11 protein-coding genes and 1 pseudogene are annotated in these 14,437 nt (G+C 71.3%); 6 read left to right on the top strand and 6 right to left on the bottom strand.

Annotated features, from left to right (window positions below; translation table 11 throughout):
• Positions 1 to 29: 29 nt before the first annotated feature.
• Positions 30 to 1,433, top strand: coding sequence for a cation:dicarboxylase symporter family transporter (locus AB0E07_RS26460; protein WP_362257348.1), 1,404 nt, complete (start codon positions 30 to 32; stop codon positions 1,431 to 1,433).
• 214 nt (positions 1,434 to 1,647) lie between these two features.
• Entirely contained in the window at positions 1,648 to 2,289 is a 642-nt protein-coding gene (locus AB0E07_RS26455) for a TetR/AcrR family transcriptional regulator (RefSeq protein ID WP_362257056.1), read from the top strand.
• Positions 2,290 to 2,434: 145 nt separating this feature from the next.
• Here the strand turns inward: AB0E07_RS26455 and AB0E07_RS26450 are convergent.
• Positions 2,435 to 3,328, bottom strand: a pseudogene (locus AB0E07_RS26450) (aldo/keto reductase); the annotation flags it as partial.
• Position 3,329: 1 nt separating this feature from the next.
• Positions 3,330 to 4,244, bottom strand: coding sequence for an NAD-dependent epimerase/dehydratase family protein (locus AB0E07_RS26445; RefSeq protein WP_362257053.1), 915 nt, complete (start codon positions 4,242 to 4,244; stop codon positions 3,330 to 3,332).
• 45 nt (positions 4,245 to 4,289) lie between these two features.
• Here AB0E07_RS26445 and AB0E07_RS26440 point away from each other — a divergent pair, with 45 nt between their 5' ends.
• From AB0E07_RS26440 to AB0E07_RS26425, 4 genes are all read left to right on the top strand, one after another.
• Positions 4,290 to 4,799, top strand: a complete 510-nt coding sequence (locus AB0E07_RS26440) for an Lrp/AsnC family transcriptional regulator (RefSeq protein WP_362257050.1) — start codon at positions 4,290 to 4,292, stop codon at positions 4,797 to 4,799.
• A 29-nt stretch (positions 4,800 to 4,828) separates the two neighbouring features.
• A complete protein-coding gene (locus AB0E07_RS26435; protein ID WP_362257048.1) occupies positions 4,829 to 5,221 on the top strand; it encodes a MerR family transcriptional regulator in 393 nt (130 codons plus the stop codon).
• On the top strand, positions 5,218 to 5,550 hold the full coding sequence (locus AB0E07_RS26430) for a thioredoxin family protein (protein WP_362257045.1): 333 nt from the start codon (positions 5,218 to 5,220) through the stop codon (positions 5,548 to 5,550). Before AB0E07_RS26435 ends, AB0E07_RS26430 begins: the two co-directional genes overlap by 4 nt.
• 179 nt (positions 5,551 to 5,729) lie before the next feature.
• Positions 5,730 to 7,994: a UvrD-helicase domain-containing protein gene (locus tag AB0E07_RS26425; RefSeq protein ID WP_362257043.1), complete on the top strand. Its 2,265-nt coding sequence runs from the start codon at positions 5,730 to 5,732 to the stop codon at positions 7,992 to 7,994.
• Positions 7,995 to 8,063: 69 nt separating this feature from the next.
• Here AB0E07_RS26425 and glgB read toward each other — a convergent pair whose 3' ends face one another.
• The 4 genes from glgB to AB0E07_RS26405 form a co-directional block, all read right to left on the bottom strand.
• Complete coding sequence (gene glgB, locus AB0E07_RS26420) at positions 8,064 to 10,499, bottom strand: 1,4-alpha-glucan branching enzyme (protein WP_362257040.1); 2,436 nt, start codon at positions 10,497 to 10,499, stop codon at positions 8,064 to 8,066.
• The gene (locus AB0E07_RS26415; protein WP_362257037.1) at positions 10,496 to 11,932 is read right to left on the bottom strand and encodes a maltokinase; all 1,437 of its coding nucleotides are present in this window, start codon (positions 11,930 to 11,932) and stop codon (positions 10,496 to 10,498) included. Before AB0E07_RS26415 ends, glgB begins: the two co-directional genes overlap by 4 nt.
• Positions 11,933 to 12,017: 85 nt before the next feature.
• Entirely contained in the window at positions 12,018 to 13,718 is a 1,701-nt protein-coding gene (gene treS / locus AB0E07_RS26410; protein ID WP_362257034.1) for a maltose alpha-D-glucosyltransferase, read from the bottom strand.
• The coding region (locus AB0E07_RS26405) for an alpha-glucosidase C-terminal domain-containing protein (RefSeq protein WP_362257031.1) at positions 13,715 to 14,437 on the bottom strand (723 nt) is incomplete at its 5' end. The genes treS and AB0E07_RS26405, both read right to left, overlap by 4 nt.

The raw sequence follows: 14,437 nt of genomic DNA, 5'->3' as shown, positions 1-14,437 counted from the left end.
AACCCCCGGACGTGAGCCGCACGCCGGTGATGCCGACGAAGACGTCAAGGAGGGCAGCCGTGGCCGCCAGTACCCCCGAAACGGCACCCGCAGCCAAAAAGGACCGCACGCACTACCTCTACATCGCGGTGATCGTCGCGGTCGCCCTCGGCATCGCCGTCGGCCTGGCCGCACCGGGCTTCGCGGTGGAGCTGAAGCCCATCGGCACCGGCTTCGTGAACCTGATCAAGATGATGATCTCGCCGATCATCTTCTGCACGATCGTGCTGGGCATCGGCTCGGTGCGCAAGGCCGCCAAGGTCGGCGCCGTGGGCGGTATCGCCCTGGTCTACTTCCTGGTCATGTCGCTGGTGGCGCTCGGGATCGGCCTGGTCGTCGGCAACGTCCTGGAGCCGGGCACCGGCCTCGCGGTGACCGACGCGGTCAAGGAGGTCGGCCACGCCCAGGTCGACGCCGAGGCCAAGGACACCACCGAGTTCCTGCTCGGTGTCATCCCGACCACGATCGTCTCCGCCTTCACCTCCGGAGAGGTCCTCCAGACCCTGCTCGTCGCGCTGTTCGCGGGCTTCGCGCTCCAGGCCATGGGTTCGGCCGGGCAGCCGATCCTGCGCGGGATCGAGCACATCCAGCGCCTCGTCTTCCGCATCCTCGCCATGGTGATGTGGGCCGCCCCGATCGGCGCCTTCGGTGCCATCGCCGCCGTCACCGGCTCGGCGGGCCTGGACGCGCTGAAGAGCCTGGCCGTGCTGATGCTCGGCTTCTACGTCACCTGCGTGCTCTTCGTCTTCCTGGTGCTGGGCGCGCTGCTGCGGATCGTCGCGGGCCTGAACATCCTCACCTTCTTCAAGTACCTGGGCCGTGAGTTCCTGCTGATCCTGTCGACCTCCTCCTCCGAGTCCGCGCTGCCGCGGCTCATCGCGAAGATGGAACACCTCGGGGTCAGCAAGCCGGTCGTCGGCATCACGGTCCCGACCGGCTACTCCTTCAACCTCGACGGCACCATGATCTACATGACCATGGCGTCCCTGTTCATCGCCGACGCGATGGGTACGCCGATGTCGATCGGTGAGCAGATCCCGCTGCTGCTGTTCCTGCTGGTCGCCTCGAAGGGTGCGGCCGGGGTCACCGGCGCCGGTCTCGCGACGCTGGCCGGCGGTCTCCAGTCGCACAAGCCCGCCCTGGTGGACGGCATCGGCCTGATCGTCGGCATCGACCGCTTCATGAGCGAGGCGCGCGCCCTGACCAACTTCGCGGGCAACGCGGTGGCCACGGTGCTGATCGGCACCTGGACCAAGGAGATCGACCGGGCCCGGGTCGACCAGGTGCTCGCCGGTCACCTCCCCTTCGACGAGAAGACGCTGCTCGACGACGCGGACGACGAGCCGGCCGAGGTCCCCGAGCAGGGCAGCGAGAAGGAGCTGGCCAAGGCCTAGCCCCGACCCCCTCGGAACCCGGGCGGTCAGGCGCTCCCCCCTGTCGGCCGACCGCCCGGGCCCCCACGGAACGCCGCAGCCCGGACGCCTGTCCCGTCCGGCCCGGCAGCCCGCGGGTCTCCGCCCCACTCGGAGGCCCGCGGGCCCTTCCATGTCGCCGGTGATAGCGTCTAGCGAACCCTTTACGGTGTAGCCAAACGGTCGGGAGCCGGAGATGCCCGCGTCGGACGCGAAGACCCCCCGGGAGCGGTACCGCGCTCAGGTGCGCGAGGAGGTCAAGGCGCGGGCCTGGGAGCAGATCGCCGGGGCCGGGGCCTCCGCGCTCTCCCTGAACGCCATCGCCAAGCAGATGGGGATGAGCGGCCCCGCCCTCTACCGGTACTTCGCCAACCGCGACGAGCTGATCACCGAGCTGGTGAGGGACGCCTACCGCAGCCTGGCCGACCGCTGCCAGGAGGCCGCCGAGGGCGGCGCCGACCTGGCCGGACTCGCCCGGACCCTGCGCGAGTGGGCCCTGGCGGACCCGCACCGGTACTTCCTCGTCTACGGCACCCCCGTCCCCGGCTACCGGGCACCGTCCGACACCACGCTGATCGCCTCCGAGATCATGGCCGTGCTCCTCGACGCCTGCGCGGCCGACGAGGCGCCCGAGGACCCCTTCGACACCCACCTCGCCGAGCACCGCCTCTGGGCCGGCGACCACCCCGCGCCGGCCGCCGCCCTCCACCGCGCGCTGCGCTTCTGGGCCCGGCTGCACGGGGTGCTCTCCCTGGAGCTGGCCGGCCACTTCACCGGCATGGGCTTCGACCCGGCCGAGCTGTACGCGGCCGAAACCAGATCCCTCACCGGCCCCTGACCGGGCTCTCCGCCCTGACCGGGCTCTCCGCCCTGACCGGGCTCTCCGCCCTGACCGGGCTCTCCGCCCCGCTCGGGCCCACCTGCACGACCGAGCCCCCCGAGCCCACCTCCCTGCCCGAGCCCTCCTCCCCGACCGGACCCCGGGACCCCACCGCCGCCGTCAGTCGCGCCCGCTCCCGCGGGCTCAGGGCGAGGTCCGCCGCGCCCGCCGAGTCCCGGGCCGTCTCCGGGCGGGAGGCGCCCGGGATCGGGATCACCGTCGGGGACAGGCCCGACAGCCAGGCCAGACAGACCTGTTGCGCGCTCACCCCGTGCTCCCGCGCCACCGTGTGGAACACCTCCAGCGGGCCGGGGGCGCCGCCCTCGATCCGGGACGGCCCGTCCAGCGAGCTGCGCGAAATCCCGCCCAGCGGGCTCCACGGCAGGAACGCCAGCCCCAGTTCCGCGGACAGCTCCAGCTCGGCCAGGCCGTCCGGCACCGCGGGGGAGTACCGGTTCTGCACCGAGACCAGCCGGTCGCCGAGGATCTCCCGGGCCACCCGTATCTGCCCCGTGTCCACGTTGGAGACCCCGGCCAGCCGGATCTTCCCCGCGTCGAGCAGCTCCCGCAGCGCGCCCACCGAGTCCTCGAAGGGGATCGCGGGATCGGGCTTGTGCAGTTGGTAGAGGCCGATGGCCGGCACCCCGAGCCGCTTCAGGGAGGCGTCCGCAGCGGCCCTCAGCCACGCCGGGTCGCCGTTCACCGTCCAGTCGCCGCCGGCCGGCCGTCCCCGGCCGCCCTTCGTGGCGACGAGCACCTCGTCCCGGCGGGAGCCGTACGCGGCGAGTGCGCGGGCGACGAGGAGTTCGTTGTGGCCGGGCGGCTCGCCGGGGAGGTGGTAGGAGTCGGCCGTGTCCAGCAGGGTCACCCCGGCCTCCAGGGCCGCGTGCACGGTGGCCATGGCCCGCGCCTCGTCCGGCCGCCCCTCGACGGACAGCGGCATCGCGCCCAGCCCGACCGCGCTCACCGGCACTCCGCCCAGTGTGGTGTACCGCATCTCAGGCGCCCTCTCCCAGGGTCTCGGCGACCGCCTTCGGCAGCCAGTGCCGCGCGTGGTCGAAGGAGTAACCGAGCCGGGTGGCACGGGTGTTGTCCATGGCGTAGGCGCGGGTGAAGGAGAGCGGGGAGGTCTCGCCCACCTCCACCGCGCGCAGGACGGTCCGGCCCTCGGGCAGGTGGGCGGCGACGGCCGCGCAGAGGTCGTCGGTGGTGAGCGGGCCGTGGGAGGCCGCGTTGACCGGCCCGGTGAAGTCCGCGCCCACCGTCCAGGCGAGGAAGTCGGCGATCTCCTCGACGTGGATGTAGGTGGCGGGCCGGTTCGGCACCGGGACCGCGATGGGCGTGCCGCGGCGGATCCGCTCGGCGTAGTGGGCGAGCCGTCCGGTGAAGTCGTCGCCCCCGCCGAGCACATGGGCGACGCGCACCGAGACCCACGGCAGGTCCGGGCCGGCCGCCGCCAGGACGGCCTCCGCCTGACGCTTGCCCTCGCCGTAGTGGGAGTCCCGGAACTCCGGATCCTCCCAAGGGAGTTCGAGGTCCACAGCGACGGTGCGCGGGTCCACGGCCGACTCGGCGACCGGGTCGGGGGAGTCCTCGTACTCGTACACCTCGACCGTCGAGGTCATGATGTAGCGGCGCGTGCGGCCGGTGAACACGCGGCGGGCGGTGGCGGCCTGGCGCGGGGTGTAGCAGACCTGGTCGACGACGACGTCGAAGGTGCGCGGGCCGAGTGCCCGGCGCAGGGAGTCCTCGTCGTCGCGGTCGGCCACCAGATGCGGGACGCCGGGCGGGGGCGCGGAGGAGCCCCGGTTGAGCACCGTGACCCGGGTGCCGGCCTCCAGCAGACGGCGGATCAGCCGCTTCCCGAAATAGCGGTTGCCGCCGATGACCAGTACCTCGCGTGGCTTTTCCATGGCCATAATTCTCTTTGTCCGTCCGGCGGTCATGAAGGGGGAACCATGGGAGTTCAGGCGGCGCTGCCAAAAGAACCACGGCGTTCGCGCGGTACGGCTGAGGAAACCTCGGCGGGCTTCGACGCGGTGGACCGGCAGATCCTCCACCTGCTCCAGTCGGACGGCCGGATCAAGCTCAGCGAGCTGGGCCGGCGGGTGCGCCTGAGCCCGGCGGCGGTCACCGAGCGGGTGCGCCGGCTGGAGTCGGCGGGCGTGATCAGCGGTTACGGAGCCCGGGTCGTCCCGGCCCGGCTCGGCTTCGGCATCCAGGCGTTCATCCGGGTCGACCCGCACGGCGGCTACACCCTGAAGCACCCGAGGACGCTGGAGCTGATGGAGCGCCCCGAGATCACCGAGGTGCACCACGTGGTCGGCGAGGACTGCTGGATCCTGCGGACGGCCGTGCGCGACACGGTCCACCTGGAGGAGATCCTCGAAGCGGTCTCCGCGCTCGGCCGCACCACGACGTCGATCGTGCTCACCTCCCCGGTGGAGCACAAACCGCTCTTGCCCTGACGTCGGGGTCAAGGCTTACGTTCGTGGACATGCGAATCGGCGAGCTGGCCGAGCGGGCGGGGACGACGACCCGGACGCTGCGGTACTACGAGGCGCGCGGACTGCTGCCCGCGCGGCGCACCGGGAACGGCTACCGGACCTACGACGAGAGCGATCTGACGCTGCTCCGGCAGATCAGGACGCTCCAGGACTTCGGGTTCGACCTGGAGGAGACCCGGCCGTTCGTGGAGTGCCTGCGGGCCGGGCACCCCGAGGGCGACACCTGCCCGGCCTCGCTCGCCGTCTACCGGCGCAAGCTGAACGAACTCGACGCGCTCATCGGCGATCTCCAGGCCGTCCGGGCGCGGATCGGGGTGCGGCTCGCGGCGCTGGACGAGTCGGAGGAACCGCCGTTGTGCGAACTGGGAGGGCAGGAAACGTGATCGGAGCAGCGGGTGTGGCCGAGGTGACCGACGAGGACTTCGCGGCCGAGGTCATCGGCGCGGAGCTTCCCGTGCTGGTGGAGTTCACCGCCGACTGGTGTCCGCCGTGCCGGCAGATGGGGCCGGTGCTCGCGGCGCTCGCCGAGGAGGCGAGCGGCAGACTGAAGGTGGTCCAGCTGGACGTGGACACCAACCCGGAGACGACCCACGCGTACCGGGTCCTGTCGATGCCGACCTTCATGGTCTTCCGGGGCGGTGAGCCGGTGCGGTCGATGGTCGGGGCGCGGCCCCGGCGCAGACTGCTGGAGGAGCTGGCCGAGGTGCTGTGAACCGCGCGGAACACAGGAAATCCCCCGGACGAATTGCGTCCGGGGGATTTCTCTGCGTATATTCAATGATTCGCGACTCAAATGCGGACTCGAATGCACCGGGTCGCGAAGAAGTTAAGTAAGCGCAGTATATCCGGGCGGGAGTGGAATTGTCAAACAGCGAATTTCCGGACGATGAAATGCGCGGCGAGCAGGAATTCATCGACGGCCTGTACGCACGCGTGGACGCCCTGCGCGGTCACACCGAGGACTCCGTCGCCGACGCCCTCGCCCAGGGCAACACGCCCATGCAGGCCCGCCTCGAACGGGACATCCTGGTCGCCGAACGCTCCGGGCTGCTCGCCGCGCTCAACGCGGTCGACGGCTCCCTCTGCTTCGGCCGGATCGATCTCACCTCCGGCACCAGCCACCACATCGGCCGGATCGGACTGCGCACCGAGGACGCCGACCGCACCCCCGTCCTCATCGACTGGCGGGCCGACGTCGCCCGCCCCTTCTACCTGGCCACCGGACACACCCCGATGGGCCTGCGCCGCCGCCGGCACATCAGCACCCACGACCGCACGGTCACCGCGCTGCACGACGAGATCCTCGACCTCGGCGACCAGGAGCGCACCGGCCACGAGGACCCCAGCGGCGACGCCGTGCTGCTCGCCGCCCTCAACTCCGCCCGCACCGGCCGGATGGGCGACATCGTGCAGACCATCCAGGCCGAACAGGACGAGATCATCCGCGCCCCGCACCGCGGCGTCCTGGTCGTGGAGGGCGGTCCCGGCACCGGCAAGACCGCCGTCGCCCTGCACCGGGCCGCCTATCTGCTCTACGAGCACCGCGAACTGCTCGCCAAGCGCGCGGTGCTGATCGTCGGACCCAACCCCGCCTTCCTCGGCTACATCGGCGAGGTGCTGCCCGCCCTCGGCGAGACCGGGGTGCTGCTGGCGACCGTCGGCGAACTGTTCCCCGGGGTGCGGGCGAGGGCGACGGACACCCCGGAGGCGGCCGCGGTGAAGGGCCGCGCCGCCATGGCGGACGTGCTCGCCGCCGTCGTACGCGAACGGCAGGCCCTGCCCGACCCCGTGATCACGATCGAGCACGACCGCGAGATCCTGATGCTCGACGACGGTCTGGTGAGCGTCGCCCGGGAACGCACCCGCGCCGCCGGGCTCCCGCACAACCCGGCCCGCGAGCACTTCGAGGGCCACATCCTCAACACCCTCACCGACATCGTCGCCGAGCGCATCGGCACCGACCCCTACGACGGCACGAACCTGCTCGACCCCAGCGACATCACCCAGATCCGCGACGAACTCGCCGAGAACCCCGAAGTCTGGTCCGCGATCGACGAGTTGTGGCCGGTGCTGACGCCGAAGCAGTTGGTCGCCGACTTCCTCGCCGACCCCCGAACGCATCTCAGCGAGGAGGACGCGGCCGCCGTGCGCCGCCCGGTGACCCGCGCCTGGACGGTCGCCGACGTACCGCTGCTGGACGAGGCGGCCGAACTCCTCGGCGACGACGACCGGGTGGCACGGCTGCGCGCCGAACGCGAGCGGGAGACGCAGATCGCCTACGCCCAGGGCGTGCTGGACGTCTCCTTCGCCTCGCGCACCTTCGAGTTCGAGGACAAGGAGGACGGCGACCCCGACAGCTCCGAGGTGCTCTCCGCGCACGACATCATCGACGCCGAACGGTTCGCCGAGCGGCACGAGGAGGACGACCACCGCAGCGCCGCCGAGCGGGCCGCCACCGACCGGACCTGGGCCTTCGGGCACATCATCGTCGACGAGGCGCAGGAGCTGTCGCCGATGGCCTGGCGGCTGCTGATGCGGCGCAGCCCGACCCGCTCGATGACCCTGGTCGGCGACCCCGCGCAGACCGCGGAGGCGGCGGGCGTGGGCTCCTGGGTGGAGATCCTGGAGCCGTACGTGGAGGACCGCTGGGTCCACACCCGCCTGGGCGTCAACTACCGCACCCCGGCCGAGATCATGGAGTTGGCGGCGGCGGTCGTACGGGCGGAGAACCCGGAGTTCGAGCCGCCGAGTTCGGTGCGCTCGACCGGCGTGCGGCCCTGGGTGCGCGCCACCGACGACCTGCCCGGCGCCGTGGCCGAGGCGGTCGCCGAACTCACCCCGGCCGAGGGCCGCCTGGCCGTCATCGCCCCGCGCGACCTGCACCGCCGCCTCGCCGCCCGCCTGGACGGCGTGACGGCGGGCGCGGAACCGGACCTGACCCGGTCGGTGGTCCTGCTGGACCCGCGCCAGGCCAAGGGCCTGGAGTTCGACTCGGTCCTGGTCGTCGAGCCGGGCCGCTACGGCACCAGCGACCTCTACGTCGCCCTGACCCGGGCCACGCAAAGGCTGGGCATCCTGCACGAGGCCCCCCTCCCGCGGGCCCTGACGCGTTCAGCCCCTCCAGCCCGTCCGGCGCTTGAGGACGAGGCCCCTTAAGGGCCGAAAGGGGGGTCCGGGGGCACAGCCCCCGGGCTCGGGACGGGAAGGGGCGGCGGGGGCGAAACCCTAGACCGGCCGCAACCACACCGTGGCCAGCGGCGGCAGCGTCAGCCGCACGGACGCCGTCCGCCCGTGCCACCCCTGAGCCTCCGGCTTCAGCGGTTCGGGGTTGGTGACACCACCACCCCCGAACCGCGCCTCGTCCGTGTTGAGGACCTCGCCCCAGGCCGGAACGTCCTCGGGCACCCCGAGCCGGTACTCGTGCCGGACGACCGGGGCGAAGTTCGACACCGACAGCAGGGGCACACCCTCCGCGTCGAAGCGCAGGAAGGCGAGGACGTTGTCCTCGGCCGCGTCCCCGACCACCCACCGGAAACCGGCCGGGTCGGTGTCCCGCTGCCACAGCGCCGGAGTGTCCCGGTACACGCCGTTCAACTCCCGCACCAGATCGCGGACCCCCCGATGGTCCGGTTCGGCCCCGTACGCCGGATCCAGCAGCCACCAGTCCGGGCCGTGCGCCTCCGACCACTCGGCGCCCTGGGCGAACTCCTGTCCCATGAAGAGCAGTTGCTTGCCCGGATGCGCCCACATGAAGCCGAGGTAGGCGCGGTGGTCCGCGCGCTGCTGCCACCAGTCGCCGGGCATCTTCGACACCAGCGACCGCTTGCCGTGGACGACCTCGTCGTGCGAGATCGGCAGGACGTAGTTCTCGCTGTAGGCGTACACCATCGAGAAAGTCATCTCGTCGTGGTGGTACTTGCGGTGCACGGGTTCGTGGCTCATGTAGTCCAGGGAGTCGTGCATCCAGCCCATGTTCCACTTCAGGCCGAAGCCGAGCCCGCCGCCGTCGGTGGCCCGGGTGACGCCCTCCCACGCGGTCGACTCCTCCGCGATCGTGACCACGCCGGGCACCCGCCGGTACAGGGTGGCGTTCATCTCCTGGAGGAACTCCACCGCGTCCAGGTTCTCCCGGCCGCCGTGCGCGTTCGGCACCCACTGACCGGGCTCGCGCGAGTAGTCGAGGTAGAGCATCGAGGCGACCGCGTCCACCCGCAGCCCGTCGATGTGGAACTCCTCGCACCAGTACACCGCGTTGGCGACCAGGAAGTTGCGCACCTCGCGGCGGCCGAAGTCGAACTCCAGCGTGCCCCAGTCCGGATGCGCCGAGCGCAGCGGATCCTCGTGCTCGTACAGGGGCCGCCCGTCGAACTCCGCCAACGCCCAGTCGTCGCGCGGGAAGTGCGCCGGGACCCAGTCCATCAGCACCCCGATGCCGGCCCGGTGCAGGGCGTCGACGAGGAACTTGAAGTCGTCCGGTGTGCCCAGCCGGGCCGTCGGCGCGTAGAAGCCGGTCACCTGGTAGCCCCAGGAGCCGCCGAAGGGATGCTCGGCGACCGGCATCAGCTCCACGTGCGTGAACCCCAGGTCCCTCACGTACGCGGGCAGCTGCTCGGCCAGTTGACGGTAGGTCAGTCCTGGGCGCCAGGACGGCAGATGGACCTCGTAGACGGAGAACGCGTCCTCGTGGACGGGCGTTCGCCCCCGCCGCTCCAGCCACTCCTGGTCCCGCCACTCGTGGTGCGAGACATGTACCACGGAGGAGGTGGCGGGCGGGGCCTCGGTGCGGCGGGCCAGCGGATCGGCGCGCTGGGTGCGCGAGCCGTCGGGCCGGGTGATCTCGAACTTGTACAGTTCGCCCTCGCCCAGGCCCGGCACGAACAGTTCCCACACCCCGGTCGAGCCCAGCGAACGCAGCGGGAAGGCGGTGCCGTCCCAGTAGTTGAAGGATCCGGCCAGCCGGACCCCGCGCGCGTTCGGCGCCCACACCGCGAACCGGGTTCCCGCCACCCCCTGGTGGGTCATCGGCTGCGCGCCGAGCGCCCGCCACAACTCCTCGTGCCGCCCCTCGCCGATCAGGTGCAGGTCCAGCTCGCCCAGCGCGGGCAGGAAGCGGTACGCGTCCTCGGTCTCCAGCTCCGCCTCGTCGTACGTCACGAGGAACCGGTACTCGGGCAGGTCCGGCAGCGGCAGCAGCCCGGAGAAGAAGCCCTCGCCGTCGTCGTGCAGCGCGGCCCGCAGCTCCCCGGCCAGCACGGTCACGGCACGGGCGTACGGCCGGAAGGCGCGGACGGCGATACCGCCGGGCACGGGGTGCGCGCCGAGCACGGAGTGCGGATCGTGGTGGGTGCCGGCCAGCAGCCGGGCCCGGTCACCGGCATCGGCGGCGGGGGAGACGGCGGCCTGCGCGGACACCGCCGTTTCGGAGACCGCCGTGCCGGAGACCGCCTTCTTGGACACCGCCTTCTTGGCCCCGGCCTTCTTCGCCGCCGCCTCCTTGGCCACGCTCTTCTTCGTCGCGGTCTTCTTCGCGGCGGCCTGTTTCACGGCCTTCTTCGCTGCCGCCTTCTTCGCGGCCTTCTTCCCGGCCGGTTTCCGCGCGACGCTCTTCTCCTCGGCCGTCTGCTCGGGGTCCGGACCGGTGGACGGGGGGCGGGGGGTCACGGGTGGGGCCTCCTGGACGAGGGTGAGACGAGCGGGAACGAGGGAGCGGGGCCGTCGTCGGCGGCGAGCCGGCGCACGGCGGACAGCGGGACCGGGAGCCAGTCGGGGCGGTGACGGGCCTCGTACACAACCTCGTAGACCGCCTTGTCCGTCTCGCAGGCCCGCAGCAGCACCGGGTCGGTCCGGGGATCGGCCCCGGAGACCTCGGCGTACCCGGAGCAGTAGGCGGCCCGGCAGGTCTCGGCCCAGCCCGGCACCGGCGGGTCGGCCGAGTGGGCCGCGTAGTCGAAGGAGCGCAGCATCCCGGCGACGTCCCGCAACGGGGGCTGCGGCATCCGCCGTTCGGCCAGCGGCCGCGCCGGTTCGCCCTCGAAGTCGATCAGCCGCCACGGGCCGCCGGGGGAGCGCAGGCACTGGCCCAGATGCAGATCGCCGTGGACCCGCTGGGCGGTCCAGGTCCGGCCCTCCGCGGCCAGCTCGGCCAGCGCCTCGTAGGCCGAGCGCAGCCCGGGTACGTACGGCCGCAGCGCCGGCACCGCCTGCGCTGCCGCGTCGAGACGCTCCAGCATGGCGTCGGTCATCAGCGTCAGCTGGGCCTGGCCGAGGGTGACCGTCGGCAGCGCGCGGGCCAGCGCGGTGTGCACCTCGGCCGTGGCCCGGCCCAGCGCCCTCGCCTCCGCGGCGAAGTCCTCGCCCTTGGCCAGCTCGCGCAGCGCCAGCTCCCAGCCGTCCGAGGCACCCTGGAGGAAGGGCTGGAGCACGCCGAGGACGTACGGTTCCCCGCCCTGCTCGGCGCGGATCCACGCCGTCGGCGCCGGTACCCGCGGGCAGCCCTCGCGGGCCAGCGCCAACGGCAGCTCCAGATCGGGGTTGACGCCCGGCAGGACCCGGCGCAGCAGCTTCAGGATGAACGTGTCGCCGTAGACGAGGGAGGAGTTGGACTGTTCCGCGGTGACCACGCGGGGCACCAGTCCCGGGCGGATCTCCTGATCCGGCTCCCGTTCGAAGAACAGCCCGCCGATGTGGGCCCTGGTGCGCAACGCCTCCAGGAGCACCTCGGCGGGCCGGGGATCGTACAGGGCCTCGTACACCGTCCGTCCGGCGAGCGGACCCTGCTCCACATGTCCGATGAGCGCGGGCGCCAGCCGCGGGGGCAGCGCCTCGCGCACGCCTATGAGGAGCTGATAGCAGTCCCCCGGGTGCGGTTGGGAGCCGAGGGCGGGGGGCTGGTGGGCCCGGAGCAGCAGGTGGTGCAGGCCCAGCTTGCCGTCGGCCGGGAGCAGTTCGGTGGCGGCGACCAGTGAGAACCCGGTGACCGGACGCCCCTTCCCGGCGAACCACCGCTGCCGTGGGAGCCACTCCCGCAGGAGGGGGTCCAGCGACGCCAGGAGGCCCGGAGTCGAGGCGAGGGTACGGGTGACGGATTCCGACATGACGTCGCGTCCTTTCCCCGGGGGGTGTCGGGGTGTTAGTGATGCGTGCCCCGGGCGGGGCGGTGGAAACCGCCCCGCCGGGCTTCTAGGCGTTCTCCTTGCGCAGCCGGAACCAGTAGAAGCCGTGCCCCGCGAGGGTGAGCAGGTACGGCAGTTCGCCGATGGCGGGGAAGCGCACCCCGCCGAACAGCTCCACCGGGTGCCGCCCGCCGAACCTGCTGAGGTCCAGCTCGGTCGGCTGGGCGAACCGGGAGAAGTTGTGCACGCACAGGACGAGATCGTCCTCGTACTCCCGCAGGAACGCGATCACCGCCGGGTTGGACGACTGGAGTTCGGTGTAGGAGCCCAGTCCGAAGGCGGGGTTCTGCTTGCGGATCTCGATCATCCGGCGCGTCCAGTGCAGCAGCGACGACGGCGAGGACATCGAGGCCTCGACGTTGGTCACCTGGTAGCCGTGGACCGGGTCCATGATCGTGGGCAGGTAGAGCCGGCCCGGATCGCAGGAAGAGAATCCGGCGTTGCGGTCGGGGGTCCACTGCATGGGGGTGCGGACGGCGTCGCGGTCGCCGAGCCAGATGTTGTCGCCCATGCCGATCTCGTCGCCGTAGTAGAGGATCGGCGAGCCGGGCAGGGAGAGCAGGAGCGCGGTGAAGAGTTCGATCTGGTTGCGGTCGTTGTCGAGGAGGGGGGCGAGGCGGCGCCGGATGCCGATGTTGGCGCGCATGCGGGGGTCCTTGGCGTACTCGGCCCACATGTAGTCGCGTTCCTCGTCGGTGACCATCTCCAGGGTCAGCTCGTCGTGGTTGCGCAGGAAGATGCCCCATTGGCAGCCGGAGGGGATGGCGGGGGTCTTGGCGAGGATCTCGGAGACGGGGTAGCGGGACTCGCGGCGGACGGCCATGAAGATGCGGGGCATGACCGGGAAGTGGAAGGCCATGTGGCATTCGTCGCCGCCGCCGCGGTAGTCGCCGAAGTAGTCGACGACGTCCTCGGGCCACTGGTTGGCCTCCGCCAGCAGCACGGTGTCCGGGTAGTGCGCGTCGATCTCCTTGCGCACCCGCTTCAGGAACTCGTGCGTTGCCGGAAGGTTTTCGCAGTTCGTTCCCTCCTCCTGGTACAGGTACGGCACGGCGTCGAGCCGGAAGCCGTCGATGCCCAGGTCGAGCCAGAACCGCAGCGCGGAGATGATCTCCTCCTGCACGGCCGGGTTCTCGTAGTTGAGGTCCGGCTGGTGGGAGAAGAAGCGGTGCCAGTAGTACTGCTTGCGGACCGGGTCGAAGGTCCAGTTGGAGGCCTCGGTGTCGACGAAGATGATCCGCGCGTCCGGGAACTGCTTGTCGTCCTCGGCCCAGACGTAGTAGTCGCCGTAGGGGCCCTCGGGGTTGGCGCGGGACTCCTGGAACCACGGGTGCTGGTCGCTGGTGTGGTTCATGACGAAGTCGATGATGACCCGCATGCCGCGCTGGTGGGCGGAGTCGACGAACTCCACGAAGTCGGCGAGGTCGCCGAACTCCGGGAGCACGGCCGTGTAGTCGGAGACGTCGTAACCGCCGTCCCGCAGGGGTGACTTGAAGAACGGCGGCAGCCACAGGCAGTCCACGCCGAGCCATTGGAGGTAGTCCAACTTGGCGGTCAGGCCCTTGAGGTCGCCGACGCCGTCGCCGTTGCTGTCCTGGAAGGAACGGACCAGGACCTCGTAGAAGACCGCGCGCTTGAACCAGTCGGGGTCCCGGTCCTTGGCCGGGGTGTCCTCGAAGGTGTCCGGGACGGGCTCGTTGACGATCATATGGTGGGTGACCCTCCGGTCTGCGGGGTGGACGGTCGCAGAACCGTGAGCACGTGCGCGGGTCGACGACCCGGCTCCAGGCGCACATAGTTGGTCCTGCCCCAGTGATAGGTCTCGCCGGAGAGCTCGTCGCGCACCGGCACCGACTCGTGCCATTCCAGGCCGAGTTGCGGCATGTCCAACGAGACCGTGGTCTCCTGGGTGTGGTGGGGGTCGAGGTTGACGACCACCAGAACCGTGTTCGACCCCGACCGTTTCGAGTAGACGATCACCTGCTCGTTGTCGGCGTGGTGGAAGCGCAGGCTACGCAGCTGCCGTAGGGCCGGACTCGCGCGTCGTACGGCGTTCAGCTTGGTGATGAGTGGAGCGATGGTGTCGGCGGTGTCCCAGTCGCGGGCCCGCAGCTGGTACTTCTCCGAGTCGAGGTATTCCTCGCTGCCCGGCTTGAGCGCGGTGTTCTCGCACAGTTCGTAGCCGCTGTAGATGCCCCAGGTCGGTGAGAGCGTGGCCGCGAGGACCGCGCGCAGTTCGAACGCGGGCCGCCCGCCGTGCTGGAGGAACGCGTGCAGGATGTCGGGGGTGTTGGCGAAGAAGTTCGGCCGCATGTAGGCGGCCGCGTCCCCGGACAGCTCGGTCAGGTACTCCGTCAGTTCCCGCTTGTCGTTGCGCCAGGTGAAGTACGTGTACGACTGCTGGAAGCCGATCTGCGCGAGGGTGTG

Source organism: Streptomyces sp. NPDC048002, assembly GCF_040653275.1.
In the GTDB taxonomy this organism is placed as follows: Bacteria; Actinomycetota; Actinomycetes; order Streptomycetales; family Streptomycetaceae; genus Streptomyces.
The sequence above is the reverse complement of the archived record's forward strand: the minus strand, read 5'-3'. Positions and strand labels throughout refer to the sequence as shown.

Excerpts from the sequence above, each read along its gene's own strand:
- AB0E07_RS26460 (WP_362257348.1), top strand. The coding sequence starts at position 30 with ATGCCGACGAAGACGTCAAGGAGGGCAGCCGTGGCCGCCAGTACCCCC.
- AB0E07_RS26455 (WP_362257056.1), top strand. The coding sequence starts at position 1,648 with ATGCCCGCGTCGGACGCGAAGACCCCCCGGGAGCGGTACCGCGCTCAG.
- AB0E07_RS26445 (WP_362257053.1), bottom strand. The coding sequence starts at position 4,244 with ATGGAAAAGCCACGCGAGGTACTGGTCATCGGCGGCAACCGCTATTTC.
- AB0E07_RS26440 (WP_362257050.1), top strand. The coding sequence starts at position 4,290 with ATGGGAGTTCAGGCGGCGCTGCCAAAAGAACCACGGCGTTCGCGCGGT.
- AB0E07_RS26435 (WP_362257048.1), top strand. The coding sequence starts at position 4,829 with ATGCGAATCGGCGAGCTGGCCGAGCGGGCGGGGACGACGACCCGGACG.
- AB0E07_RS26425 (WP_362257043.1), top strand. The coding sequence starts at position 5,730 with ATGCGCGGCGAGCAGGAATTCATCGACGGCCTGTACGCACGCGTGGAC.
- AB0E07_RS26415 (WP_362257037.1), bottom strand. The coding sequence starts at position 11,932 with ATGTCGGAATCCGTCACCCGTACCCTCGCCTCGACTCCGGGCCTCCTG.
- treS (WP_362257034.1), bottom strand. The coding sequence starts at position 13,718 with ATGATCGTCAACGAGCCCGTCCCGGACACCTTCGAGGACACCCCGGCC.